General features: G+C 49.6%; 34 protein-coding genes and 1 tRNA gene. 28 read left to right on the forward strand and 7 right to left on the reverse strand.

Annotated features, from left to right (window positions below; translation table 11 throughout):
* Positions 1-135 precede the first annotated feature (135 nt).
* The 4 genes from EKM86_RS07880 to EKM86_RS07895 all read left to right on the forward strand — a co-directional run bounded on the left by EKM86_RS07880 (position 136) and on the right by EKM86_RS07895 (position 3993).
* Positions 136-756 carry a hypothetical protein gene (locus EKM86_RS07880; RefSeq protein ID WP_125756785.1) on the forward strand — a complete coding sequence of 207 codons (621 nt, stop codon included), beginning with the start codon at positions 136-138 and terminating at the stop codon, positions 754-756.
* Between the two features lie 88 nt (positions 757-844).
* Entirely contained in the window at positions 845-1519 is a 675-nt protein-coding gene (locus EKM86_RS07885) for a hypothetical protein (protein WP_125756787.1), read from the forward strand.
* Positions 1520-1789: 270 nt separating this feature from the next.
* Positions 1790-2872: a DUF4767 domain-containing protein gene (locus EKM86_RS07890; protein WP_125756789.1), complete on the forward strand. Its 1083-nt coding sequence runs from the start codon at positions 1790-1792 to the stop codon at positions 2870-2872.
* A gap of 53 nt (positions 2873-2925) precedes the next feature.
* Positions 2926-3993: a DUF4767 domain-containing protein gene (locus EKM86_RS07895; RefSeq protein WP_125756791.1), complete on the forward strand. Its 1068-nt coding sequence runs from the start codon at positions 2926-2928 to the stop codon at positions 3991-3993.
* 456 nt (positions 3994-4449) lie between these two features.
* On the opposite strand, the gene EKM86_RS07900 is transcribed toward EKM86_RS07895, so the two are convergent.
* From EKM86_RS07900 to EKM86_RS07910, 3 genes are all read right to left on the reverse strand, one after another.
* The gene (locus EKM86_RS07900) at positions 4450-4947 is read right to left on the reverse strand and encodes a GNAT family N-acetyltransferase (protein ID WP_125756793.1); all 498 of its coding nucleotides are present in this window, start codon (positions 4945-4947) and stop codon (positions 4450-4452) included.
* A 503-nt stretch (positions 4948-5450) separates the two neighbouring features.
* Positions 5451-6608, reverse strand: coding sequence for a site-specific integrase (locus EKM86_RS07905; RefSeq protein WP_125756795.1), 1158 nt, complete (start codon positions 6606-6608; stop codon positions 5451-5453).
* A gap of 112 nt (positions 6609-6720) precedes the next feature.
* Positions 6721-7356: a helix-turn-helix domain-containing protein gene (locus EKM86_RS07910; protein WP_125756797.1), complete on the reverse strand. Its 636-nt coding sequence runs from the start codon at positions 7354-7356 to the stop codon at positions 6721-6723.
* Between the two features lie 134 nt (positions 7357-7490).
* Here EKM86_RS07910 and EKM86_RS07915 point away from each other — a divergent pair, with 134 nt between their 5' ends.
* The 18 genes from EKM86_RS07915 (at position 7491) to EKM86_RS07990 (ending at position 18233) form a co-directional block, all read left to right on the forward strand.
* A complete protein-coding gene (locus tag EKM86_RS07915) occupies positions 7491-7769 on the forward strand; it encodes a helix-turn-helix domain-containing protein (protein WP_125756799.1) in 279 nt (92 codons plus the stop codon).
* A gap of 67 nt (positions 7770-7836) precedes the next feature.
* On the forward strand, positions 7837-8058 hold the full coding sequence (locus tag EKM86_RS07920) for a hypothetical protein (protein WP_125756801.1): 222 nt from the start codon (positions 7837-7839) through the stop codon (positions 8056-8058).
* Positions 8051-8185: a hypothetical protein gene (locus EKM86_RS12590; RefSeq protein WP_263853476.1), complete on the forward strand. Its 135-nt coding sequence runs from the start codon at positions 8051-8053 to the stop codon at positions 8183-8185. Before EKM86_RS07920 ends, EKM86_RS12590 begins: the two co-directional genes overlap by 8 nt.
* On the forward strand, positions 8169-8360 hold the full coding sequence (locus EKM86_RS07925) for a hypothetical protein (protein WP_125756803.1): 192 nt from the start codon (positions 8169-8171) through the stop codon (positions 8358-8360). Before EKM86_RS12590 ends, EKM86_RS07925 begins: the two co-directional genes overlap by 17 nt.
* A gap of 46 nt (positions 8361-8406) precedes the next feature.
* On the forward strand, positions 8407-8697 hold the full coding sequence (locus tag EKM86_RS07930) for a hypothetical protein (RefSeq protein WP_125756864.1): 291 nt from the start codon (positions 8407-8409) through the stop codon (positions 8695-8697).
* A complete protein-coding gene (locus EKM86_RS07935; protein WP_125756805.1) occupies positions 8694-8882 on the forward strand; it encodes a hypothetical protein in 189 nt (62 codons plus the stop codon). Before EKM86_RS07930 ends, EKM86_RS07935 begins: the two co-directional genes overlap by 4 nt.
* On the forward strand, positions 8866-9678 hold the full coding sequence (locus tag EKM86_RS07940; protein WP_125756807.1) for a bifunctional DNA primase/polymerase: 813 nt from the start codon (positions 8866-8868) through the stop codon (positions 9676-9678). Before EKM86_RS07935 ends, EKM86_RS07940 begins: the two co-directional genes overlap by 17 nt.
* A 3-nt stretch (positions 9679-9681) precedes the next feature.
* Positions 9682-11274, forward strand: a complete 1593-nt coding sequence (locus EKM86_RS07945) for a DNA primase family protein (protein ID WP_125756809.1) — start codon at positions 9682-9684, stop codon at positions 11272-11274.
* A 350-nt stretch (positions 11275-11624) separates the two neighbouring features.
* On the forward strand, positions 11625-11789 hold the full coding sequence (locus EKM86_RS12380; RefSeq protein ID WP_164506214.1) for a hypothetical protein: 165 nt from the start codon (positions 11625-11627) through the stop codon (positions 11787-11789).
* A 1-nt stretch (position 11790) separates the two neighbouring features.
* Positions 11791-12126, forward strand: coding sequence for a phage head closure protein (locus EKM86_RS07950; RefSeq protein WP_125756813.1), 336 nt, complete (start codon positions 11791-11793; stop codon positions 12124-12126).
* Between the two features lie 4 nt (positions 12127-12130).
* Entirely contained in the window at positions 12131-12316 is a 186-nt protein-coding gene (locus EKM86_RS07955; RefSeq protein WP_071799068.1) for a hypothetical protein, read from the forward strand.
* Positions 12313-12750, forward strand: a complete 438-nt coding sequence (locus tag EKM86_RS07960) for an HNH endonuclease (protein WP_125756815.1) — start codon at positions 12313-12315, stop codon at positions 12748-12750. Before EKM86_RS07955 ends, EKM86_RS07960 begins: the two co-directional genes overlap by 4 nt.
* Positions 12751-12851: 101 nt before the next feature.
* Entirely contained in the window at positions 12852-13322 is a 471-nt protein-coding gene (locus EKM86_RS07965) for a phage terminase small subunit P27 family (RefSeq protein WP_125756817.1), read from the forward strand.
* Positions 13319-15022 carry a terminase large subunit gene (locus EKM86_RS07970; protein WP_125756818.1) on the forward strand — a complete coding sequence of 568 codons (1704 nt, stop codon included), beginning with the start codon at positions 13319-13321 and terminating at the stop codon, positions 15020-15022. Before EKM86_RS07965 ends, EKM86_RS07970 begins: the two co-directional genes overlap by 4 nt.
* Positions 14988-15167 carry a hypothetical protein gene (locus EKM86_RS07975; protein WP_125748853.1) on the forward strand — a complete coding sequence of 60 codons (180 nt, stop codon included), beginning with the start codon at positions 14988-14990 and terminating at the stop codon, positions 15165-15167. Before EKM86_RS07970 ends, EKM86_RS07975 begins: the two co-directional genes overlap by 35 nt.
* Positions 15168-15171: 4 nt before the next feature.
* Positions 15172-16350 (forward strand): phage portal protein, encoded by a 1179-nt coding sequence (locus tag EKM86_RS07980; protein WP_125756821.1) that lies wholly within the window; start codon positions 15172-15174, stop codon positions 16348-16350.
* A complete protein-coding gene (locus EKM86_RS07985; RefSeq protein ID WP_125756823.1) occupies positions 16340-17881 on the forward strand; it encodes a phage major capsid protein in 1542 nt (513 codons plus the stop codon). Before EKM86_RS07980 ends, EKM86_RS07985 begins: the two co-directional genes overlap by 11 nt.
* A 58-nt stretch (positions 17882-17939) precedes the next feature.
* On the forward strand, positions 17940-18233 hold the full coding sequence (locus EKM86_RS07990; RefSeq protein WP_125756825.1) for a head-tail connector protein: 294 nt from the start codon (positions 17940-17942) through the stop codon (positions 18231-18233).
* A gap of 495 nt (positions 18234-18728) precedes the next feature.
* Here EKM86_RS07990 and EKM86_RS08000 read toward each other — a convergent pair whose 3' ends face one another.
* From EKM86_RS08000 to EKM86_RS08015, 4 genes are all read right to left on the reverse strand, one after another.
* Positions 18729-18869 (reverse strand): hypothetical protein, encoded by a 141-nt coding sequence (locus EKM86_RS08000; RefSeq protein WP_125580446.1) that lies wholly within the window; start codon positions 18867-18869, stop codon positions 18729-18731.
* Between the two features lie 14 nt (positions 18870-18883).
* Positions 18884-19132: a GlsB/YeaQ/YmgE family stress response membrane protein gene (locus EKM86_RS08005; RefSeq protein ID WP_056989036.1), complete on the reverse strand. Its 249-nt coding sequence runs from the start codon at positions 19130-19132 to the stop codon at positions 18884-18886.
* Between the two features lie 249 nt (positions 19133-19381).
* Positions 19382-19454 (reverse strand) — tRNA-Lys (locus tag EKM86_RS08010).
* 166 nt (positions 19455-19620) lie between these two features.
* Positions 19621-20562 carry a ribose-phosphate diphosphokinase gene (locus EKM86_RS08015; protein ID WP_125756827.1) on the reverse strand — a complete coding sequence of 314 codons (942 nt, stop codon included), beginning with the start codon at positions 20560-20562 and terminating at the stop codon, positions 19621-19623.
* Positions 20563-20764: 202 nt separating this feature from the next.
* Between EKM86_RS08015 and EKM86_RS08020 the strand changes: the two genes are divergently transcribed.
* The 6 genes from EKM86_RS08020 to EKM86_RS08040 all read left to right on the forward strand — a co-directional run bounded on the left by EKM86_RS08020 (position 20765) and on the right by EKM86_RS08040 (position 25271).
* Entirely contained in the window at positions 20765-21547 is a 783-nt protein-coding gene (locus EKM86_RS08020) for a tyrosine-protein phosphatase (RefSeq protein ID WP_164506215.1), read from the forward strand.
* Positions 21548-21694: 147 nt separating this feature from the next.
* Complete coding sequence (nagB, locus tag EKM86_RS08025; protein WP_125756831.1) at positions 21695-22402, forward strand: glucosamine-6-phosphate deaminase; 708 nt, start codon at positions 21695-21697, stop codon at positions 22400-22402.
* A gap of 90 nt (positions 22403-22492) precedes the next feature.
* Positions 22493-23278, forward strand: coding sequence for a Cof-type HAD-IIB family hydrolase (locus tag EKM86_RS08030; protein WP_125756833.1), 786 nt, complete (start codon positions 22493-22495; stop codon positions 23276-23278).
* A gap of 607 nt (positions 23279-23885) precedes the next feature.
* Positions 23886-24143 carry a hypothetical protein gene (locus tag EKM86_RS08035; RefSeq protein ID WP_125756836.1) on the forward strand — a complete coding sequence of 86 codons (258 nt, stop codon included), beginning with the start codon at positions 23886-23888 and terminating at the stop codon, positions 24141-24143.
* A 16-nt stretch (positions 24144-24159) separates the two neighbouring features.
* Entirely contained in the window at positions 24160-24336 is a 177-nt protein-coding gene (locus EKM86_RS12385) for a hypothetical protein (protein WP_164506216.1), read from the forward strand.
* Between the two features lie 230 nt (positions 24337-24566).
* Entirely contained in the window at positions 24567-25271 is a 705-nt protein-coding gene (locus EKM86_RS08040; protein ID WP_125756838.1) for a deoxynucleoside kinase, read from the forward strand.
* The last annotated feature ends 22 nt before the right edge of the window (positions 25272-25293 follow it).

Genomic DNA, 25293 nt, shown 5'->3' on the forward strand with positions numbered 1-25293 from the left:
TGAAACACCAAAGCAGCGCAGTCCCGTGTGAATCGTGGGATTGCGCTGCTTTTTTGAAATTCTATGAATAATCCAGGTCTAATAATAAACGTCCAAGCCTGATCGACGATAAAAGCTGCGACGGAGGTTTAAATAATGAAAAAGTGGGTCTATGGAATCATCGCTGCCATCACAGTACTGGGCGCTGTGACAATGCTAAAAACTAACTTGGCTTTGGCGCCAGCACAAACTGTGCAGGCAAAAGCCAAGAAGACGAAACCAGTGAAGGTAACAACGAAGAAAAAGCTGACTAAGTACCTGAAAAAGACTAAGAATGCTGGTTCCATCGTTAAAGGAGTCGCCATCGTTAAAGGCGTGACAACCATCAAAGTCAAAGATGTGGCAGACTTAAAACCTGTGTATTTCGAGTATTTAGCCAATATCTTAGGCCGCGCCAAGAAAACGCCATTGGCCAAAAACGGTCTCGGTATCGTTCAGACTAATGAATACATGGACGGTAACGGCAAGAAAGACAACATGCTTGAATTTAGCTTCTTCTTCGCTCCGGCTGATTTGGAGAAGCTCGATTTTGCAAATTGGGGGCACGTTGTTTACCGGAATCCAACTCAATTCTACAACAGCGCCACAGGCTACTATTTAATGACGGAATTCGTTAAACAAGCCAAGCAAACAAAGAAATTCATGCCAAACAGCGATCTCATGAAGTATGACGATCAGGGCATGAGCGTCAACTATATGGACAAGTACGGCGCATAGACTCGCGTAAAGCGCGCCTGAATCCACACGCCCGAATCAGAACATATGGTATCATGCCAAAAGCACTTCAAAAGTTTGGGGAAAGAAGATGATTAGGTTGGATATACTTTTATTTGTATTGCTGGTAATTGCACTGATTGCCAGTGTAGCAGGGTTTGTCTTAGTGTTAGTGGCCTTTGTTCAAAAGCGGCCGATGAAACGCGCACTAATTGTATTGGGGAGCAGCCTCGCAGTTCTACTCCTATCATTTGCAGGTCTTGGCATTTACCAGGCCCATGAAGATCAGGTCGCGGCGGAAAAAGCTCGAGTTGCTAGAGCTGAGCGTAAGAAACTCGACAAAGAATTTCACAGCACTTACCATGACATGGGCGTTGCTGCGTATACCGCAGCCGGGTCAGCAGAAGACCTAGCTGACAAGGTCCAAAGTACTTGGGGCGACGCTATTTTCGATGATGGCGGTGCAACGGTGGCTGGAAAGCAGTACACGAATTTTAATGATGCTATTCCGGCTCTGCTAGTGAGCGAATCCGACACGATCACAAAAATTACTGACGCAGAAGACGAGATGGACACTGCACTTTCGCAGATGAAAAAGTATCAGACTAAGAACACAAAAGACGACTATGCCAAATCAAAAGAGCTGGTCAGAGAAGTGAAAAAGTTGGATTCAATGGCTACGAGCCCTACCGGATCCTATCAAGACTATGGAAGTAATTTTAACGACCAAGATACAAAGGTCGCCGATTTAGCTAATAATCGTTAAGCGGATTAACCAAACCTGCTGATGCGCTCCAGACGGAATAAAGCGGCCTTGGCGATCAGACTCCCAATTGATTTTTCCGTTCATGAAAAGTATTATAGCAACGTATACAAGAAAAAAGATTAGCTAATCATTCGAAATCAATCAAAATAATCTCAACTTGCATATTCGTAAGAGGTAGAGTGCTTGAACTGATTTCGCCATGATTAGCTTTTTTTGTGCGGTTTAACCGCTTGGTTGGGGCATTTGTGATTACTATTAAGGGGTAAGAAAATGAAGCTTTGGCGTACAACAATTTTATTAACACTGGGACTGGCACTGGCCGCTTGCGGCACCCAGCAGCCTAAAAAGGCAGCAAGTTCCAGCTCAGCCGTCTCATCATCAAGTAAAAAGAAAGCGCCCACCGGCGTGAAATTGGCGTGGAATAGCGATAAAGCGCAGAAGCTCGACGCCTTTATGAACGACTTCGGCCCAACGAAAAATCAGAGCTTCACCAGAGCTGGGCGTAAATCTCATACTAAATGGCAAGGGCTGGATCTAAGCAAAGTCTACGCTGCCAAGCGGCCAATCAGCATTAACGACAAGAAAACGTCGGTCACCTGGCTGCCTAAAGACAATCATGGCAGCAAAACCCACCAGAATGTCGTGGCCGTTTATGCTGACGATGAGGCCAAAGTGCTTTTCCTGTTCACGCTGACCGCAAAGAAGCACACGCGCGTCCTGATCAGTCAAGAAGTGCCCAAAGGCAACGTCATCAGCACGGTTGACACAACAAACGATAACGTTAAAAAAGGTTTTGCAGACATCGCGGCCGGTCGCCCTGCAACAATGACAAGCAAAGCGGTCGCTGCATCAGCTTCAGCAACCTCGAGCAGTACCGCTTCCTCAAGCAGCGCTGCACCTGCGAAATCAGGTCACAAGCCAGTCTTTGGCAGCCAATTTTTTCACACCTGGTACACAGCTGATCAGGATCAGTCACCCACGCTTTCGTTCACTGCTAATTCAATCACTGAGGATGGTGTGAGCCAACCGGTCTACGATTCGTCCGAAGAGAGTCAGAGCGACTTAGATATCGCCCAAAACGCCGGTGATAATCCCGACCCAGTTAGAGGTAGCTGGGGCTCAGCCTCGGAAAGTGCAGACGGCACCAGTGTTGCTGTAAGAGGTTGGTATCAGGCAAACGGTGGCCCTGCCGGCTATAAAATCTACACCATGAACCTCGGCGGTCAGTCAACAAAGGTCCTTGAAACCAGCGAGGGCGCCGGTTGGCACGTCGCCAACTACTTCCTCACCCAAGATCTAGCTAATCAGTATCAAAATCAGATCTTCCCTGGTGAGCCGCCGACTGCCTACTAATTTTGTTGCAGTGGGAAAAGTTAAACATCGAACAACTATGAGGGTGGATAACAATGAAATTATGGCGCACAACAATACTATTAACTTTGGGCCTGGCACTAGCTGCTTGCGGCAACCAGCAGCCCAAGAAAGCAGCCAGTTCAAGTTCGGCTGTCTCGTCTTCCATCAGCAAAAAAGCGAAGACTGGCGTGAAACTTGCCTGGAATGCTGACAAAGCGCAGAAACTAGACGCATTCATGAAGGACTTCGGCTCAACCAAAAGCCAGACCTTTACTAGAGCTGACCGCAGCGCACACACCAAGTGGCAGGGTCTGGATTTGACTCAGATTTACAAGGCCAAGCGGTCAATCACGATTGACGATACAAAGACGGCCGTCACTTGGTTGCCCAAAAAAGGCCAGGCCAGCAAAATTCGGCAGAACGTCGTCGCAGTTTACGCAGATGATCAGGCGACTGTCTTATTCCTTTTCATGTTAACCGCGAAGGGGCAAACCCAGGTGCTGATCAGTCAGTCCGCGCCAAAGGGCAAGACCATCTCCACCACTGAGACCACAAACGAGAACGTCAAAAAGGGCTTCGCTGATATTGCCGCTGGCCGGCCTGCAGCCTTAACCAGCAAAGCGATTGCCTCGTCTAGCTCAAGTGCTGCGACAAGCAGCAAGGCCTCCCCGCAAAAGGCCACCCACGCCGCCGTATTCAATGCCAGTTTTCAAGCCAACACTTGGTACACTAACGACAACGACAGCGCCGATACGATTTCATTCGGAGCAAATTCCATCACTGAAGCTGGATCCGTGATGCCTGTCTACTGGCGCTCAGAGCGGACTGGCACGGACAAAGCTTGGGATGAAGGTACCAGCACTGTCGAGGATCAATCCAAAGAGGGTTGGGGAGTCGCCGATCCACAAGGCGCTTGGGTCGATATACGCGGTTGGTACCAGAGCGCTGGTGACGGTCAATCCTATCGAATCGTGAGCCAAAACTTAGGCGGTCAAAATGTGCCCGTTTTGGAAACCGCCGGTGGTGCAGGTCTCTGGCTTAATAGTAATTATTACCCGACTCAAGAATTGGCAACTCAGTATCAGGACACGGTTTTCTCTGACGAAAATTCACAAGATTAACAGCTAACTAAATTTGGTCACACAAAGCACCTGCTAAAAATAGCAGGCGTTTTTGTGTGACCAGCATCTCGTCTCCGCCGATGGCAAAACCGCAAGCCACCGAAGCGGACATGACGCAAGCATAATTCTCTACAGATCAACATGTTACTCACAGCACCCCCACAAGCGCAGTTATATGCGTTTGTGGGGGTGCTTTTACCCACTTAAAGGCTATTTTTATCCAGTTGCGGAAAAGTAGATTAAACAAGAAGTGATGTCGACTTGAAAGGCGTCCCTGAGTAAACAATCAATCGTCGCCAGTTTAGCTATGGTTCCAGATAACGACTCAAGTTCGTGTGAAGCTTGAAGACAAACGGAACGCAAAGCGGGGCGAGATAACTTACCCTGTCCATTGAGGATATTTTAGCCTTTTTAAAGAGTTGCCGAAATAAGTTCCATGTGAAACATCGTCACCGTTCACAAATCTAATACTAAAACCACTGCGGCATGGCTTTGCCCGTTATCATCGCGCCAGGTCGTTGCCTGCTCAGCACTTTCCTTGAATCCCACCTTGGCATATACATGCAGGGCCACCTCATTTGCAGCATCAACCTCGATGACGACATGTTTCGCGCCCCGTGCGCGGGCCACCGCAGGTAAATGCTCACGCAAAACTTGGGTCCCAAAGCCTTTTCGCTGGCAATCGAAGTCCCCAATCGTGATATCAAACGTCAGTGTGTCTGGCGTTTTGAGGCTGTAGATAAATTCGCCGATTGGCTGATCATCGAGCAGAATAATGTCCCAGCCCGCGCCCGGACGCAACATATCTCGGGCCACCGTAGCCGCGATCCGGTCAGTAGTTTTAATGATTCCATTTGGAAAACCAACCGGCGCCATCACCCGAGGATCCCTGTACCAGGAAGCCATCACGGGATAGTCATTGGCGTTAACTGGTCTGTAAGATAATTTTTCCATCAATAACTCCCTTCAGGTGGCACGTCAACAAATTCTGACTTGGTCAAAGCACTACCCCGTGAGGACCTTCGCTGTGGTCCCATATAAGCGGATAACACTGAGAAGCGGCTGTTCATCCCCCAGCCCAGCCGTTGTAATGTCTCATATTTATAGCTTTACAGCCAAGCAACAGCCGCACTACCCTGAATTATTAAGTCTAACCGTTCCTATTCGTATTTAAGACTCACTCAAAAATCCCGGAGATACTTAAGCGAAGAAAACTCTGTATGATTGCAGTAAGTATAACAGTTCAGGGCCATCGCCTGTATCATACTGGAATTCCATCACGTGAAATTCAGAACAAAAAAATGCCTCATCAGCCGAAGCCGATGAGGTACGAGTTGTTGCCTTCTGGGTGGTCAGGGGAAACGTAACTGTTTCACATGAAACGCCTTAGCCATGCGGCCTAGAGCTGTTACCAACCAGCCTTAAAACTCCCGTGGTTTTCTCTGTGGTTTTCTAATTCAATTTTGCATATATTTGGCAAGTGCAGCAGTGGCCTCCGATTCTTGTTTCGCGCTGACATGAGCATACACGCCAAGCGTAATAGTCGGATCAGTGTGCCCGACCAACTTCTGTACCGAAGTGACAGGAACGCCGGCAATCAACAAGTTTGATATAAAACTGTGCCGAAACCCGTGGATAGTGATCCTTGGGGTGAGGTCATTATCATCTTGAATTTTATGTAGACGCTTTGAGGGCGTGTTCAATGACTGATAACCGTTTTTAGTATTGGTGAACAACAACTGGTCAGGCCCAATAGTATTGATGCCCAGTCTTAAGAACGATTTCTGCTGAATTCTGCGCCATCGCTTCAAGTACGCAATCGTTTGGTTGTCTACCGGAATTGTACGCCGCCCCGCTCGCGTCTTTGGCGCCTGAACTATTTGCCGTCCCTTATCGCCTTGCGTCAGTGTCTTGTTGACCTTCACGCTGTTGTCTTTGAAACTGACATCGTTCCAAGTCAACGCTAGTAACTCACCACGTCGAACACCGGTATAGGCTAATACCCTAAACATGACGAAAATGTCGAAGTGAGCTGCTTGGTCAATGCAAGAAAAGAAATGATTCATCTGTTCCTTAGTCCAGAAGTTCTCAGGCTCATCACCCGCCAGATCGTCATGGTGCGGTAGCACAACGGCTTTGGCTGGATTCTTGTCCATATACCCTTGCCGAACTGCATAGTCCATAACCGATGAAACATAGTTATACCAACGCTTATAGTTCGCTGACGTGAACTCGAACCACTGTTTGACAGCCTTCTGAACGTCCTTAGTGGTTATAGTGGCGATCCGCTTATCACCAAATGCCGGTAGAATATGGTTGTCAAACATGCCAGCCGTTCGGGCCCACGTAGATTCTCTTACCGTATTAATATAGTTTCCATACCACTCCTCATATACATCCCGAAAGAACACGGGTGTTGGCTTTTCTTCTTCTAAGTCACCGTTGCTGATTGCTAGTTCAAGTCTAGCTGCTGCAACAGTGGCTTCTTTTTTTGTCTTAAACCCTCGCCGCACCTTGTACTTCTTGTGGCCAGTCTGTGGATCATTACCAGCAAAGACCTGAACGCGCCAGAACTCTTTGCCGTCTTTCGTTGCGTACTTTTTAATTGATGCCATTTGCTTTCTCCTATCCGTCACGCTGGGCAGGCGGTGTTAGATTGGAGAGTTTTACTCAAATTCGAGTAAAAGGTGGCGGCCTAAAATTAGGCCATGATATTAGATATAGAAATTAAGCGTGTTTTGCCGTTACTGCATCTAGAAGCTGTTCAAAAGAACTCATGAATTCAGACTTGACGTAGTCGACTTGCCCATCGTTCTTAACGATTGAACGTAATCCACTTAACAAAGCACCAAATGATGCCGACAGACCCCTATCCGAATGAAAACCATTGTAGAAAGCAGTACAGAGCTGAATTGCATCATTGATGGTCAGCATCTCAAAAGTATCCATATTTTCTAAATCGAGGTTTTCAATACTATTAACTAACTGATTCATGGCGCGCAGGCGCATTTGATTCAGGGATTCAGTGGTGCTCATGGACTTTTTGATAGCAGATAATACTTTTTCTGCATCTTCTGGAGTTTTATTTCCATGTTTATAGTCATCAATAATTTTTTTTAGTTCTCGATTAGTCATCGTATGTGCGATGGTTTCATCAATTGCGATTGGATCACTCGATATCCCTTGGAGATACGGAATTGAAACTCCTAAAACATTCGACAATTTTTGCCAAGTGTCGATTTTGGGCTCTCGGCTATTGTTCTCATAAAGGCTTATTGATTGACGTGTAACCCCGATCCTTTTAGCGAGATCAGCTTGAGATAAGCCTTTGTCTTTTCTGGCTTTCAAAATGTTATTTTGCATCTAATTACCACCTCTCTTTCTCGTTATCATAAAATTTTCTGCACGAAGTTGCAACTAATTGTTGACAGCAACATAATGTTGCAATAAGCTATAGATATCAAAGCAACAACTTGTTGCCGTGGAGGTGAAATGATATGGCTTCAATGAAAGCAGAACTAGTATTGTCAGAAGACTTTGACAAGCAGCTACAAGATCGTATTCATCAGGAAGTGATCCAAGCGGTTAGTAAACTTGCACCACAATATGATGAGCCTAAAAAGCTGAACATCGGTCAAGCAGCGGTTTATGCCGGTGTGGCTCGTAACACACTTTTGTCTTGGACTAGGAAAGGTTTGCCGATGCAAGTGGTTGGTGGCGTTAAGCGGATCAATACCGTAGACATCGACGAATACATGAAGAACAACGGCAAGTAACCAGCTGGGCAGGCGGGCATGTAAGCAACTTATGACAGGCGCAGGAGCGTCAGAAAGGCACAACATCATGAAACTATTCAGTAAAGAAGAGATGGCACTAGACCGCGAACTCGGAGACTTGATGGACGACATTAACCTCAACATTCTGGCTATTACAGAAGGCAGTACTGTCACGGTTGATGGCAAGGATATTTTAAATAGCGAGTTGGCCGTTACGACTGCAAAAGAGCTGCTGCGGGTATCGGAGATCCTAAAGCTGTATGAAAACGAGGAGGACGCTGATGATTAACATCATTACGTGGCTACTAAGCCACCCAATCACCGTCCCGGCACTCTGCATGGCGTTCCTGATCGGGGCCGTCTGCGGTGCTTACGTTCAATTCTCGGAGGACGATCGTCATGCCAAAAATGGTTAGCACAAAATATGGCTGGCAATGGCGAGACTACGTGCAAGCCGATGCCGAGTGTGATCGGTACTGGCAAGCGCAAAAAGCCGAGAAACGCTCACTAAATGAGGCCACAAAAAAATCGCCAAGAGCGGCAACTCAAGGCGAGAAAAAGACAAGCGAAAAGATCTATATTCCTTTCTAGCTTGCCTTTATAAGTCGATTATGTCAACAAAATGGAGGCAATTATGATGGAAAAAGTTTCAACTGCTGTTAAGAAGCCGTTAGATTTGAGCGATACGTTGTATGAATTGCGCAAGGCAAAAGGATCCTTGCTCGCCCTTTGCGATGAGCTAGATGAGTTCGGCAGCTTGGTTTGCCGGTTCGATGACGATCACTCGCACGACAATGCAGTATGGATAGCTTTAGAGGCTTCACGTGACTTTGATACGTGGAAATGTCTAATCTTTTGTGCTCGGGATATTATCACCGACCAGATTACCGCTATTGACCCTCCAGAAGCTGATGAGGGGGAAAAATGATGAAGAAAGATTACTATACAACCGCACAGGCACTTTTAAGCGACACCAGCGCTATGATGAATATTTTACGCCACAGAATTGACGATGAAGACCAGTCATCACTGGCCGACACAATCGCAGACATGATCATCGACGCTCGCCGTCTACTTCTGGAAGGCGGTGACCCCGATGCCGACAATGCTTGAGATGGCCCTCTCGTACCAGCAACACGGCTTTGCAGTCTATCCCCTAGCACCAGGCACCAGAACGCCGCTCAAAGGCTCACACGGGTATAAGGACGCTACCACGGACCCTAAGCAAGCCGAGGCATGGTGGGGTGAACACCCTGACTGCAATATCGGCTTAGGACTTGACGGCATGCTGGTATTCGACATTGACATGGGCCACAAGAGTGCCGCTGATGGCAATGAATCGCTTGCAAAACTAAGCGCTGATGGGCGCGCTGGCCAGATACCGTCTACCTATATTGAAACTACCCCAAACGGTGGACTTCATATGTTCTTCACCTACCCCAAGAATATCAAGCTAACTAGTCGGGCCGATCTGTTCTCCAAGTCTGGAGAGAAAACTGGTCTCGATTACACGGCGCTGGGCGTGCCCGTCTATCCCAGCATGCGAGACAGCGGCATGTATAAACCACTAAAAGGCCACAAGCTGACCACGGTTGCCCCTGCTCCGCAGTGGCTGCTAGACGAGATTAACCGATATAGAGGACCCGTTGTCGGATCATACCGCACTGATCCGGATTCATGGTTTGGCAACTTCATCAATCGACTTGTAGATGGTTCAGACGAAGGAAACCGAAATCAGTGGTTGGCCAGCATTGCCGGTTCAGTCTTTCGGTCGGGTGCTGATCCAGATAACTGTGCGGATCTAATTCAAACTATCAACCAGCGCTATGTTCGCCCTCCCTTGCCTAATGGCGAGCTAGTTAAGATCATCAAGTCAATCAGCAAGCGCGAAATTGCGCGCCGCAGTTAGGGGGTGAAGCATACGGACAGCTTAAAGGAAGAACTAAACAAGTCGCCAGAGTTTACCCGGCTCAAGGCGATCTCTAAAAGCTCATTAGAACCATTTGACGTGAACAAGTATCCAGAGCCTCAAGATAAGACCGAGAAAGGTATTCGGGCATATAACAAACAGCTTGCTGCCAAGTTACCGAACTGGTTAAGAGTTTGGTTTCAAGCCGAGCAGCGCGATGAAGACGATCCCCAAAACGTAACCATTCATCGGAATATCAAGGTGGACTTTCTCACCTACGGCTACCACTTCATGGATAAAACACGAGTAGAGAGTTTTCCCGGGTTGAGTGAAGGCGCGATATATGAGCCCAGTAAAGGGACGTGGCGCACATTTGGCAAGGGTGAGTTCACTAAGACCACCGAGAGCAGAACCACCAAAGAGATGCTCAAATGGGGGCTGTATCGTGAGAGTGATATTACGGGTGCCAGACGGTTCCTACAGCGCATCAGCTACAACGAGGACTATGGTAAGCGATCACCATTTGATGAGAACCCACATCCAGAACTAGTTGCATTCACCAACGGAACATACAGCATACTGACCAATAAGATGCAGGAAAGTAGCGCTGACAATTACATGCTGAACGCCCATGAGTACGCGGTCGATCCAGATAGGGACGATTGTCCAGAGACTGAACGACTGCTTGCAGCTATGATGGGCGATGCCGCGATCACATTCGAGGAATTCATCGGTTATATGTTCTACCGGTCATATCACCCATTCCAAGAGTTCTTATGGCTATATGGGACTGGTGGCGAAGGTAAAAGCACTCTCATTCGTCGTATTACCAACCTTATCGGGAAAGACAACGTATCAGCATCAAAGCCGGCAGACCTAGCCAATGGAGAACGTCGTTTTGAAACGGCCAATCTATACGGCAAAGAAGCAAACATCGTGGCCGACGTTGGCACAGACTACCTCAAGAGTACAGCCGCGATCAAGTCCCTAACTGGTGGCGACTATATACCGGCCGAGTTCAAAGGCATTCAGAACTTTAAGTTTATGAACTATGCCAAGCTACTATTCAGCGCTAACGAGATGCCAGCATTCAGCGACCACAGCACCGGGTTCGCTGATCGTGTCATCGTTATCAAGATGATCAACGGCGACACCCGGCACACACACTGGTGGGATCAGTTCGACGACACCAAAATGGACGAAGAAACACCACGTTTTGCCATGAAGTGCATGCACATGTTTGCCAAGGCGCTTAAAAGCGGTGGCCTGACAAAACCTGATTCGGTAGTAAACGCAAGCCAAGAGTGGCTGGACGCAAACGACCACTTCAAAGAGTTCCTAGACCAGTATGCCGAGATCAACCTAGAAGATGATCGTGGCGAGGCCTCTACAGTGGTTACTGCCGAATACAAGCGCTTTTGCCAAGACAACAACTATATGGACAGAACGACGACACAAGCCATAACCAAGAAGCTCGATGCCTACGGAGTGAAAAAGGTAAGCAGCCGCAGAGGGTTTGACAATGACACCGGTAGTACACGGCGATACATCGGTTTGCGTCTAACGGGATCACTGCTAAATCCAAGATTCAACTGAAAACAAAATGAATGCCGATATTTTCTGCACTTTGGTGACAGCCTTACTCGCTCAAGGGATTAGCACGAATATTTTTGGTGACGGGCGTCACCGAACTTCGGTGACAATCGTTCAATCCTTACGCGCTCAACGAATACAGAAAAACAAGTTCGGTGACAGTTACTATCAATCCTGTGTCACCAAAACTTCGGTGACACGTTACCGAAAACATTTGAAGTTCGGTGACAGTATAACGTTGATATATAGGCGTTTATAAGTGCTTGTCACCGAAGTACCGAAAATTCTGCGATTTTACCAAATTATTTTGCCCGTCTGTTAGAGACAGTCGGAACACGAAAGGAAGAAAAATTATGGACACAGTATGGGAAGTATTTCATGGACAGAGTTTAAAAGAAATCGTTGATCAGGCACATCAGGACATGCCAACGCCATATCACGCAACACATGTTAGTGTTCAGTACCTCAACAATGAATGGGTGGTTACGGTATTGGGCGAACTCGACAAGGAGGAATAGCATGAAGAACTATTCAATTGCCCGTCTGAACAAGGTGGCTGAAATCGGTAAGACAGTTAATCACAGGACTGGCGCAGGTATTAACATCTCTACATTTGAGCCGACTGGCACCCTGTTCTATGGATCATATAACCGCACCGTTACACAGACCTACCAGATCACTGGCACAGACTTAGAGGACACCATTGCCATCGTGGTACGTCACACTGACGCACTAGACGACAGCATGATGATAAAGCTGAACAGCACACTGTACACAATTAAGTCTATTGCCTATGACGATGATCCGAACGCGTTTGATATTGTGACGCTCAAGAAGACAACCAAAGGAGCTTAGAACTATGAAACTATTTGAATATACTGCGTATCAAGGAGAACTAAACGGTATCATCGACAAGTTCATGATGTTACACAGGTGGCAAGTCGGATTCATTCGGGTATTCTCTGCACCAGATAATATGATAACCGTTCAGCTTTACTATCGCGACGATAAGCCTGAACCTGAAATGGCAGGCGTATTGGCATGATCATGAAGCTATGTAACCACGCTGGGTGCAACACCATGGTGCCGTTCAATCAACGGTACTGTGACAAGCACCAGCCAGAACCGCGAGCGTCCGACAACGAACGCTATGCACACCGCAAAGAGATTGGTGGTCGCTACTTCCAATTCTACAAGTCCAAGTCATGGCGCAAGCTGTCGTATTCCTATCGCCTAGCACATCCGCTGTGTGAACGATGCAAGGCCAACGGCTTATACGTGCAAGCTGACGTCGTAGATCATATTGTACCGATACGTGTGGACTGGAGCCGACGCTTCGACGAGAGCAACTTACAAAGTCTGTGTAATGCTTGCCATGGCGTGAAGACGAAAGTCGAAGACGCCGCACACTATCCCCATCTAGTTATGGGGGCTAGGTCATGTAATCACGGGGACCAAGCATCCCAGATTAACCATTGAAAATCAGTGATTACCGTAATTAATTATGTAAACTAGAAAATTCGTGTTATAATTATATTAGATAAGTCTAATCCAAATTATAAAGAAAGGACGCGATAGCAATGGGCGCACCACTGAAATCTATTACCCAAATGCGTGGCACGATGAGCAAGAAGAAGCTCGCAGACCGGCGTGACATGGAAGAATCGCTGTTCACCTATCAAGAATTAGTTGAGCAGCCCCCTGCATGGCTTGATGACTATGCCGTGACCGAGTGGCAACGTATTGTGCCGTTACTCAAGAAGGACATTCCAGTGAGCGAACTGGACGCTGCCCTGATTGCCAGTCACTGCCAAGCCTATTCTGACATTCAGAAAGCGGCCGAGCTTGTAAAAGAGCAAGGCATGATGGTTGAAACCACTGATAGCGTGAAAGCCAATCCGGCCGTGAAGATGAAGCTAGATGCCACTAATCAGATGATCCGTATTGATGACTTGCTTGGCTTGTCAGTCTACAGCCGGGCTAAGTTAGCGGTGAAGAGCGAGACTAAGAAGAAGCCTGACGACCCGTTCGCGGAGTTGATAGCCCAATGAACTATGCAACTGAATATACCGACAAGGTAATAAGCGGCGACATCGTGGCCGGCAAGAAAATCAAGCAAGCTGCAAGACGTTATCGGCGGGACCTGAAAGCCAGCAAGCGCAAGAAGAACCCATGGCCGTATTACTTCGATGAGGACTTTGCCAACAAAGCCATTGAATTCATCGAACTGATGCCGGCACGTGATGGGTCACCACTCAAGTTAGAGCTGTTTCAGAAGTGGTTGATTTCAGAGCTGTTCGGCTGGCGTGATAAGGAAACCGGCAACCGCCGGTATGATCGAGCCTACATCAGCATGGCACGCAAGAATGGTAAGAGCTTCCTGATGGCTGATCTAGGTGCGTTGTATCTCCTCATGGAGAACAAGCCAGCCATGAACCGAGAGATCGTCTATACAGCCAACAGCAACGCTCAAGCACACTTAGCATTCGATATGTTGTCTAGCGGCTTACGTCAAGTTTGGAAAGTTTCTACCTCTGTGCGAGAACGTTTGAAGATTAACCGCAACGAGATCATTGACTTGCCGAGCAACAGCCGAGCCGTGCCGCTTGCGTCTGATCTGCACAGCCTAGATGGCTATCAAAGTGACTTGGCTATTATTGATGAGTTCGCCTTAGCTCGTACCGATGAGATTCTACGAACACTCAAATCTGGACAGATCAACAGTGATAACAGTTTACTAGCCGTCATCTCAACGACGGGGCCAGACATGAACGGCCCAATGTATAAGGAATACAAATTCGTTTCCAAAGTCCTAACCGGTCGCGAACAAGCTGATCGGTATTTTATTGCCATTTTTGAGCAGGATAGCAAGGACGAAGCCTTTTCACCAGAGACTTGGGAGAAGTCTAATCCCCTACTGGCTAACGCTGAAAGAGCGAGGACAATGCGGCCTAGCCTGCAAGCAGACGTGGACCTGTCAGCCAAGCAAGGAACATTGCGACCGATCCTCGTCAAGAATTTCAACATGTGGCAATCAGCTAGAGCAGACAGTTACATCAGTCTGGACGACTGGGAGAAAGCTACTATCGAGCCGCCAGACACCAAAGGAAAAGACGTGTATATCGGGCTGGACCTTTCTAAGTCTAGTGACCTGACCAGCATCTCATGGCTAGTTCCAGAAGATGGCTACCTGTATGCTGACAGCCATTCATTCGTGGGGACGAAGTACGGACTGGAAGAGAAAATCAAACGTGACGGGTTCGATTACATCAGCGGCGCCAGCCGTGGCGAGTGCAGCATTACCAAACTCGACAGCGGCATGATCGACTATGACGAGGTGCTACGCTTCATTCTCGACATGATCGAGCGGAACCACTGGAATGTGCGTGCCATCTGTTACGATCCGTGGTCGTTCGGCTACCTACTTCCAGAGTTTGAGAAACGAGACTTGCCAATGGTTGAGGTACGCCAAGGCCAGCGCACGCTGTCAATACCGACTGTGCGGTTCCGTGATGATCTCTTTAACGGCCTACTCAAGCATGCCGACAACCAACTACTAGCCTATGCGGTGAACAACGCCATTCTAAAGTATGACGCCAACAACAACCCGATCATCGACAAGGCGCACAATGCGACACGGATCGATCCCATAGCGGCTTTGATGAATGCTTACACCATTGCCATGGATCAAAACAAAGAAAGCGAGGTAGCGGACAATGACTTTTATTCGGGCGATGACTTCAGCTTTTAACGCACAGACCGTGCTATTACTGCTAGGCATGATCTGTATCGTCACTGGTATCTGGTGGCTGTTCGGGTGTGGCGTTGGCATGGTAGCAATCGGCGCAGCCCTGATCTCCATCGCAGTCATCATCAACTTCAACAAAGGGAGGTGAAACAATGAGCTTTTTCACGAATGACACAACACAACCTCGCGATGACAACAGCGAACCGTTCCTAGATGCCCTTGTCAGCATGACGAGCAACGACAGCGGCGTTTATGTGGGCGTTCATGCTTTGCGAAACTCGGACGTATTTACGGCGGTGCGCGTGATTGCCAGCGACCTCGCGACTAACCCGATTGAATACAATGACAAGCGTATCAGCGTGCTACTTAACAAAGCACCCAATGACCACATGACAGCATGGTCGTTCAAGTTTGCCCTAGTGGCCAACATGCTGCTGAATGGTAATAGCTTCGCACGCGTTACTAAGAACCCTAGCGGGCAAGTCACCGGATTCGAGTTTGTTCCAAACAGCCAAATGGTGGTCAAGCAAGACGATACGACCAGCACTATCAGCTACACGTATACGCCCCAGAATGGTCGCTCACGGCGTTTAAGCGCCAGCGATGTATTGCACTTCAAGTGCTTCACACAAGACGGATACAAGGGCCTATCGCCTCTTTACAGCTTGCATGATGAAGTTCGGGTGCAACATGCGGGACACAAGCTACTCAAAGGCTTCTTCGATACCGGTGTCCAAGGGACTGGCCTACTCAAGGTGAACAAGTCCCAGCTCGATGCCAAGGCCAAGGAGAATATCCGATCAAAGTTTGAGGCTGCTAACAGCGGTGACAATGCCCTCAAGACCATCATTCTCGACAATGATATGGACTACAAGCAACTCGAAGTTAATACTGACGTGCTGAATCTAGTCAATTCCAGCGACTGGACAACGAAACAGATTGCCAAAGCGTTCGGGTTACCACTGGATCGGCTGGGTATCGAAAGCGAGCACTCTAATGCCGTACAGTCAAATTTGATCTATCTGCAAAACACGCTGGTGCAATACTTCACCTGCTTCACTAGTGAGATGGACGCCAAGCTGTCAACGGGTGACAACCGGTTTAGTTTTAACACAGACAAGCTGTTCAGTGCTGACCCCACGACGATGCAAGACCTAGCCATTAAGGGGCTGCAAGGCGGACTGCTGACCACCAATGAAGCACGCGCTAAGTTAAACTTACCCCCAATTCCCGGTGGTGATGAGATCATGGCCAGCCTGAACTATACGCCGCTAAGCAACCTTGTCACTTATCAAGATAAACAGAAAGGAAGTGCGTCAAATGAACAATGATGACGTAGAAAAGCGCCTGAACCCTGACGCTGATCTGACCGCCGCCGAACCTACCACAGCAGACGACAGTCAAGACCAAAAGGATCCAAGCACCGCACCCAATGATACACCCAAGAAGCTCACCGGCTATGCCGTAGTCTTCAATAGTCCAAGCAAGGATCTCGGTGGTTTTAAAGAAGTCGTTGATCCGCACGCATTCGACAATGTGGATCTATCAGACGTCTATATGGTATCTGATCACGATTTTAGCAAGGTCCTCGCCAGCACTAAAGCCGGCACCTTGACCTTAAACGTGGACGATAAAGGCTTGCAGTTTGAAGCAACCTTACCCGATACGACCACAGCCAATGATGCTTATAACAACGTCCAAGCTGGTAACCTGTCAGCTATGAGTTTTACTTTCAATGCTGCGCCAGACGGTGACACGTTCACTAAGGACGACAGTGGCCAAGTGATCCGTACCATCAAGCAAGTCAAGAGCCTGTTTGACGTCTCACTGGTAGCTATTCCAGCGTATGACGATACCAACGTCCAAGTGGACAAACGCAGCTACACTGAGTGGCTGAAAAATAACACTGAACAACCAGAAAAGGGAGATAAAACCATGACTGAAAAAACAATTATCGACAACAAAGAACACACCGAGTCCCGCGCGTATGAAGATTACATTCGTAGCATGGGCGAACAACGTGACGGCCTGACCACGACCACTGCCGGGGCTGTCGTTCCTAAAGAAGTCATCGAAGACGTCTGGAACCTCAAGGAATCCGACTATGACTTGGCTAAATACGTGACGGTAAAGCAAGTTGGTACCCCAGTCGGCACCTACCCGATTGCCCTCACCAACAACGGCGTACTGGCCACCAAGGAAGAACTCGCCGACGTGCCAGAGATCGGTGCAACCCTATTCCGTGGTGTCGATTACAAAGTCGCGACCCGGGCCGGCAAAATCTATCTGTCTAACGAATTGGTAGAAGACAGCGAAGTTGATATTGTTGCCGAGGTTAAGAATCAACTCAAGAAGCTGGTACAAAACACGGACAATAGCAACATTATCAGCGTTCTGACTGGCAAGACGGGCACCAACGATAACTTCAAGCACATCACGGGTACTGGTCTCGATGACATCAAGCAAACATTCAATGTTGAGTTAGATCCAGCACTGTCTCTGTCCGTCATCGTCAATCAGGACGCATTTAACTACCTTGATACCCTGAAAGACAGCGAAGGCCGATACTTGTTACAACCTTCAATCACGGCACCATCAGGCAAGCAGCTGTTCGGTGCACCGGTGATCGTGATTGCTAACAAAGTATTGCCGACTGATAAGGCGGGCACCTATCGGATCATCATCGGAGACTTTTCTCAAGCAATTTTCTTAGCCCAGAAGAACGAAGTCAACACCCAGTGGGAACGGTTCGACAGTTATAGTCAAGGCTTGGCAGTCGTGATCCGCAACGACTATGAAGTTGTTGATCCAGACGCTGCTCGAATTGTTGACATCACACCGGTAACCAAGCCAGCAGCTTAATGAAACAGTCTGGGGTGTACCTTGGGGTACGCCCTATTTTTATATAGGAGATGAGCACATGACTGTCACTACTGATGACATTAAAAATAGCCTGCGTGTGCAGACTGATACTGACGACACACTCATTCAAAACTACATTACAGCCGCTCAAGACTACGTCCACAGTGCGGTAGACAGCACCGCAGACATTGCCAAGATGGAAGAATACTCACAGTTCAACGTCGCCGTGGCGATGATGACCGAATTCTGGTATCAAAACCGGGGTGAGGTCAGCACGGCGAGTCAAGAACCACCGTATTCAGTGGTCAGCATGATCCAGCAGCTACGTGGCTTGTTCGCAGCAGACGTATAGTATCAATAACCAATAGATTATGATATAATTAAGACAGTCCTAGGCGATAAGCGGGTAGATCCGTTTTAACCGACGCACGGCATAGCTAACCGGTGGCGCATTTTACAGACCGTGGCTCATCATCGCGAAGCGTTTGTACTCCGTAGCCACAAAAATAGACAACTTCACCGGCAGATCGTTCTGCTTTGGAAGCTGACTACGTGACTTGCCGTTTTCATCTAGCGGGCAGAAATGCCCGTTTTTTTGTGTGCTGATAATCCGTTATGGGCAAGAGCCATCAGGATTTAAGGTCAATCTAATTGACCTGGAACAATGGAGTTCTAGAAAAGTCCTAAGTGGCTCAAATCCACTTTGAATACGGCGCTGACAGACGCGTTCTGACACAATTTCAACGACTGTTCCTTGAGGTACGGTCGTGGCTGCACTAGACAACGAATATCAGAACCAGTTACTGGCACAAAAATAGCCGTCCATGATGGACGGCCAGAACACCTATCAATCGTGAATCGAATCTTGCAATTTATCTCCAGCCTTGTCGATCCCCTTAGCTGCCCAAATTGTACCAGCTACCAAGACACCACCAACAAGAAAAGTGCTTGCTACCATGAACTTAAAAACCGATTTTAATGCGTCCATAGTCCGACCTCCCGTCAGTCTTTAGATCTGCCAACAAAGAAAGATACAACAGCGACAATAATAACTGCTCCGACTATCGATGGAATTATGGCCATTCCAGCCAACTGAGGACCCCAGTGCCCAAGGAGTGCTTCCCCTAAAGAGGAACCGACAAGGCCAGCAACGATATTTGCAATCCAGCCCATCGATTTGCCCTTGCTAGTGATAGCACCAGCAATTGCACCAATAATAGCACCAACAATTAAAGCCCAAAGAAAATGCATGATAATTCCTCCTTTTTGGTTATATTGTCTCTATAGACGAACACAGTATAACATGCAGTAGCAACAATAGATAATAAAATAGCCGCCCGTAATGGACGGCCACCGCCTGCCTAGCAGAAATGAACTCCGTGGTTTTCTCGTGGTTTTCTTTTATTGATAATCAATGACAACCAATGGCAATCTGGTAAAAATAAAAACCAGTAACGACGCTGTTTTGACAACGTTTGCTACTGGTTGATAACGCTATTCTGGGTGGTCAGGGGATCGAACCCTGGACCCACGGATTAAGAGTCCGTTGCTCTGCCAGCTGAGCTAACCACCCATGAATCGCTGTCGTCATCACTTGACGACTTAAATATATTATCATGCAAGCCTTACTGGCGCAACACCTTTTGCCAAAAAAGTCCAAATAATGCGCGAAAGACGGCGATAAATGCCCGCACCCACATAAAAACGCCAGGCATCCCTGCCTGACGTTTCACATTCATTTAGTCATTGTGAACTTCAAAGAGCGGGTGGATCGACTGGTTCGTCGAGATCAGCTTGATGGCCTCGGCCAACATCGGGCCCACGGACAGGATCTTCATGTTCGGCAGGTGCTTTTCGGCCGGCAGATTAATGGTGTCGGTCAACACGATCTGCTTGAGGTCCAGCTTGCTGAGCTTGGTGGCCGCGCCGCGCGAGAGCACCGCGTGCGTTGCGGCCGCGTAGACGTCGAGGGCCCCTGCTTTACGCAGCGCCTCAGTCGCGTCGATCACGCGCTCGCCGGTGTCGATCATGTCATCGATGATGATGGTATGCTGACCGCGCACGTGGCCGATGACCCCGACTTCACCGTTATCCGTCCGCTTGTCGACGATGGCAATCGGCGTGTTGAGCAGTTCCGCCAGCGCCCGGGCGTGCTTGGTGCCGCTGTGGTCAGGCGCGACCACGACGACATTTTCCGCACCAAGGTTCAAACCCTTGAAGTACTTGGCAAAAAGCGTCATGGCGCGCAGGTGGTCAACTGGCAAATCGAAGAATCCCTGCAACTGGTCGGCGTGCAGGTCGATGGCAACGAACCGGTCAATGCCGTCCATCGTCAAGAGGTTTGCCACCAGCTTGGCCGTGATCGGCTCGCGCGACCGCGCCTTGCGATCCGCGCGTGCATAGCCGTAATATGGCACGACAACGTTAATCGCGTGTGCCGAAGCCCGGCGCAGTGCATCAACCATGATGAGCAGTTCCATCAGGTTCTCGTTGACCGGATCGGAAATCGGCTGAATCACGTAAACATCGGCCCCGCGGACAGAATCGTCGAGGTCGATCGCGATTTCGCCATCGGCAAAGTGCTTCACAGACGCAGGCGCCAGCGGCACCCCGAGTTCTTGAGAGATTTTTTGCGCCAGCGGCACATTGCCGTTGAGCGTGAACAGTTTGATTCCTGCCATGATTCGCTCCTTTATTTGCGTGCTTGTCGCCTTCGATTATACGCGAAATCCGCGGTTCTGGCTATTCTTAGGCCATGGGGTTTCAGAAAATCATCCGAGTAATGATGAAAACGCCTCAACTCCGGCGTTTACCCGCCCCTTCCGCCCGGTGCCGGCGTCACTGGTCTATAATGAAGGTAACGTGTTGAACGGAGGCTTTATCATGGTCGAGCGGTTACTGTCTTTGAAAAATAGTGTCAACTTGCGCGAGCTCGGCGTTTACCCGGCGGCTGACGGCAAGGTCATTGCCCCGCACAAACTGCTGCGCTCCGGCAGTCTGTCGGAGCTGACGCCGGAAGAGGCTGTCTGGCTGCGCAACTACGGGCTCAATGTCGTGGTTGACCTGCGTTCGGACAGCGAGGTCGCCATGAGCCCGGACGTGCTGGCACCGGGGGTCACGTACAAGCACCTGTCCGTTTATCCGCTCGACAACAATGGTCTGGTCCAAAAAATTGGCCGGCACCTGCGCGCGCATTTTGATCACCGCATGGATCCGATGGCGGAAGTGTATCTGAAAATGCTCACCGACCCGCACGCCAACAACGTTTACCGTGAACTGTTCAGCCTGCTGCTGGGCAATCCGGAGCCCGGCCGCTCAGTCCTGTTTCACTGCGCGGCGGGCAAGGACCGCACAGGCATCGGCGCGATGATGATCGAAGGCGCGCTGGGCGTGCCCGAGGCCACCATTCGCGAGGACTACCTGCTGACCAACGCCGTGTTCTTTGCGCCGACGGAAGAGGTCCAGGCAGCGCTGAAAACCGGCGCAAGCGCCCTAGTCGACCGGATGAATCAAAATGCCGCCGAGGCGTCCTGCTATGTGGCCGTGAAGGACCTGATTGACAACGATTACGGCGACTGGCCGCATTACGTCATGCAGCAGCTCGGCTTTTCGGCGGCGGACCTCAGGGATCTGCGCCAGCTGTATCTGACCGATTCGCAGCAGTAGGCAAAACACCCCTATCTACGTATAATGAAAGCGGTTCTCTGGCATCTGTGCCGGCACCGCTTTTTTCTTGGAAAATCTGTATAGACCGGTTGACATTTTCTCCTGAACGTTCGATAATGGACTAGACCAAAACAAGGAGGAACAGACATGAAAGTCATTACTGTTAAAGATAAAAACGAGGGCGGCAAGAAGGCCTTCGAGCTGATCAAGCAAGGCATCGATAATGGTGCCAAGGTGCTGGGGCTGGCGACCGGCTCCACGCCGATCCCGCTGTACCAAGAAATGATCGCCAGCGACCTCGACTTTTCGAACATGACCTCTGTCAACCTCGACGAGTATGTGGGCCTGCCGGAAGACAACCCGCAAAGCTACCACCAGTTCATGAAGGACAACCTGTTCAACAAGAAGCCGTTCAAGCACTCCTACGTGCCAAACGGTAACGCGGCTGACATTGAGCAAGCCGCCAAGGACTACGACCAGATCATCGCGGACAACCCGATCGACATTCAGATCCTGGGCATCGGCCGCAACGGTCACATCGGCTTCAACGAGCCAGGCTCCAGCTTCGACTCCACCACGCACAAGGTGCAGCTGACCGAATCCACGATCGAGGCCAACAAGCGCTTCTTCGACGATGAAAAGGACGTGCCGCGGTACGCCATCTCCATGGGTATCGGCTCGATCATGAAGGGCAAGCAGATCATCCTGATGGCTTACGGCGAAAACAAGGCCGACGCCATCAAGGCCACGATCGAAGGCCCGGTCACCGACCACGTGCCCGCTTCGGTGCTGCAAAATCACAAGGACGCCATCATCATCATTGATGAAGCCGCCGCTTCCAAGCTCAGCAAGTAATTCCCGTTTGACGGCCGTGAGCACGTGCTCGCGGCTGTTTTTATTTGCAGCTATGGTAGAATAGCCCTATTAAGCTTATTGGAGGATCGCATGACCAAAGCAGTTTGTTTTTTTGATCTCGATGGCACGTTGTTGAACAAGGAAAAGCAGGTCCCTAAGGAAAACCTGGACGCGATCAAACGCATGCAGGCCAATGATGTCCTGCCGGTGATCTGCACCGGCCGCAACCGCTGGGAACTCGCCAACTTGGTGGCCCAAACCGGCGTTGACACACTGATCTGCGGCAACGGCGCGGATGTCTTTTACAAGGGCCAGCACCTGTTTCAAAGCCCAATCGGCGCCCCGCAGCTTGCACGGTTTGTCGCCCAAGCCGACAAAGACAACGTGGCGATCAGCTTTTACAACGACCGGCACGTCGCGGCCACCCGCCACGATGACAACATCGAAGGCAATTACAAGCTGGTACATCAGGCCAAGCCGCCGGTCGATCATGACTTCTACCTGCGCGAACCGACGGTGATGATGCTGCTGTTCACGCCGAACACGGACGCGGGCCGCGAAGTGGGCGCCCAGTATGTTGCATCCTTCCCTGAGCTGGCCTTCTTCCGCAATGGTCCCTTCGCGCTTGACGTGGTCAGGGCCGGCATTAACAAGGCCACAGGCATCGATATTCTGACGGACCGGCCGGAATTTGCACGCATTCCCACCTACGCGTTCGGCGATGGCAACAACGACATCCCGATGCTCAAGCGCGCCACCGTGGGCGTGGCAATGGGCAACGCCCTGCCACAAGTGGCCGCCATTGCCGATTACCAAACCACCGACTATCAAGAAGGCGGAATCGTCGATGCGTTGACCCACTTCAACCTGATCTGACATCACCCGGGAAATATAGAAGTTAGCTGTCCGCGTCTGGCGCGGACTTTTTTTGTCTAATTTTGAACGGTGCCCGTAAAATAACACGGTCGACAGAATCGGTGCAGACCGATTTCGAAAAATCGGTTAGTCTCCACTGCCCAGGCGATACCCGCAACCCGTTAGCCAAAATCCGAGACGATTCAATCATAAAGTCGCACTTTGACCGTCATTGGGAAACTTATTTTCTGCTGCCGCCGATTCGCAGTTGACTTAGCAAACGTGTGTTCGTATACTGAGTGTCAGTGAGAGCGGCGACCTCGACTTTGTGAAATTTAAGTCTGTGAGTGGCCAAGTCAAAATATTTTTTTCGTGGCCGGTCAAGGCGTACTATGACATGCTTTCATCCCTGTTTCAATGCCGGTTCGCCGTTTTTGGGACTTGACAGCCTGCCCCTTACGGCCACGCCAACTTGGACGCTTGTGAAAGTTGGTTCACGAAATTTCACGAACTAATTTTACCTGGTCGGCGGCCCTTACTCTGCTATAATTGATGTCACAGCGATTACCTGTTAGCACATTCCGGAAGGCAGGCTATCAGCTCGATCTGGAATTTGGAGGAAATGGCAATGTTGGATCAATCTGTTGTTAAACCGATCGTCGCACTTGACGATCACAGGTACATCGCAATCATCCCGGACGCCGAATACAATCTCGAGGTCTGGGAAAAAAAGAACGGCCGGTCGCACCGGATGGGCCGGATGGACTACAAATTTCACCGCGACACGTTTGCCGGGTTCATTTATCGGCTGATGCCGTCGGTTAACTTGGTCCAGATCCACGACCTGCAAAAGCAGATCAATCCCTACTTTGATTTAGAAGTTTAACTCGCGGAGGCAGCTCATGGATACATTGGTCACCAAATTACTGATCATGGGGATCGTGGCGTTGGCGGCAACGCTCGGCCTGATCTTCGCAGAATGGCGGACGAAACAGCTCTCCTGGCGCGCGACTGGCCCGAAAGGCATCGTCGCAGTCATTGTTACCGGCGTCATCATCAGCCTGCTGACGGTGCGTTAGAGGCCGTCTCACGCGTGCTTAAAAATGACTAGACCCAGTGCCGGGTGATGCGGATTGCCGCGGTGCTGGGTTTTCTTTTTGGCTAATCACCTGGCCTGACGCCTATCTTGTATGGTCTGCACACCAACCACCCACATCTAGCCCATTTTGAGCTGTTAAGCCGGCTAATTTCGCGTATAATGTAAAACGTTATTGTTCTGACACTACTGGTCACAGAAAGAAGCAGACGCATGATCTATATCCTCGGAAGTATCGGTGCGGGTAAAACCTCCCTCACAAAAATCCTGTCACAGGATCTCAATTCCTCAGCCTTTTATGAGGACGTCGAAGGCAACGGCATGATCGCCAACATGTTGCAGAAATTCTACTCCGCCGGCGAAGACAGCCGCAAAACGACCGGCACGATCCTGCAAATCGCTTTTCTGACATTCCGGTACCAGCAGCTCAAGAAAGCCATCCTGCAGGAAAACGCCGTGATGGACTCCTCGCTGGAATCGGACTTTGTCATGGCCAGCCAGCTGCACAAACACGGCGAGATCGATGACATCGACTTCAACGTTTATGTCACCCTGTCCCAGGAGATGCAGGCCAACGTCAACGGCAGTCCCTGGAACGGCATGCCTGACCTGGCGGTTTACCTGAAGATTGACCCGGAGCACGAAATCGACGAAATTCAGGGCCGCGGCCGTGAAATGGAAGACATCCGCCAAAAGCCAGAGCTGATTGACTATTACCACCGCGTCAACCAGGCTTACCGTGATTGGTCCAAGGGTTACACCCGCTCCACGCTGCTGACCATCGATCGCGACAAGTACGATTTTGTCAACGACCACGACGATCGCAACGCCGTGCTGGACCAAATCGAAAGCAAGCTGGTCGAACTGGGCAAGCTTCCCCCGGCCGAATACCAAAAGATTCAGCAAAAGCGCGCCTGACGTGCGCTGCCCGAAACGCAAA

The organism is Lacticaseibacillus hegangensis, assembly GCF_003946465.1.
Taxonomy (GTDB): domain Bacteria; phylum Bacillota; class Bacilli; order Lactobacillales; family Lactobacillaceae; genus Lacticaseibacillus; species Lacticaseibacillus hegangensis.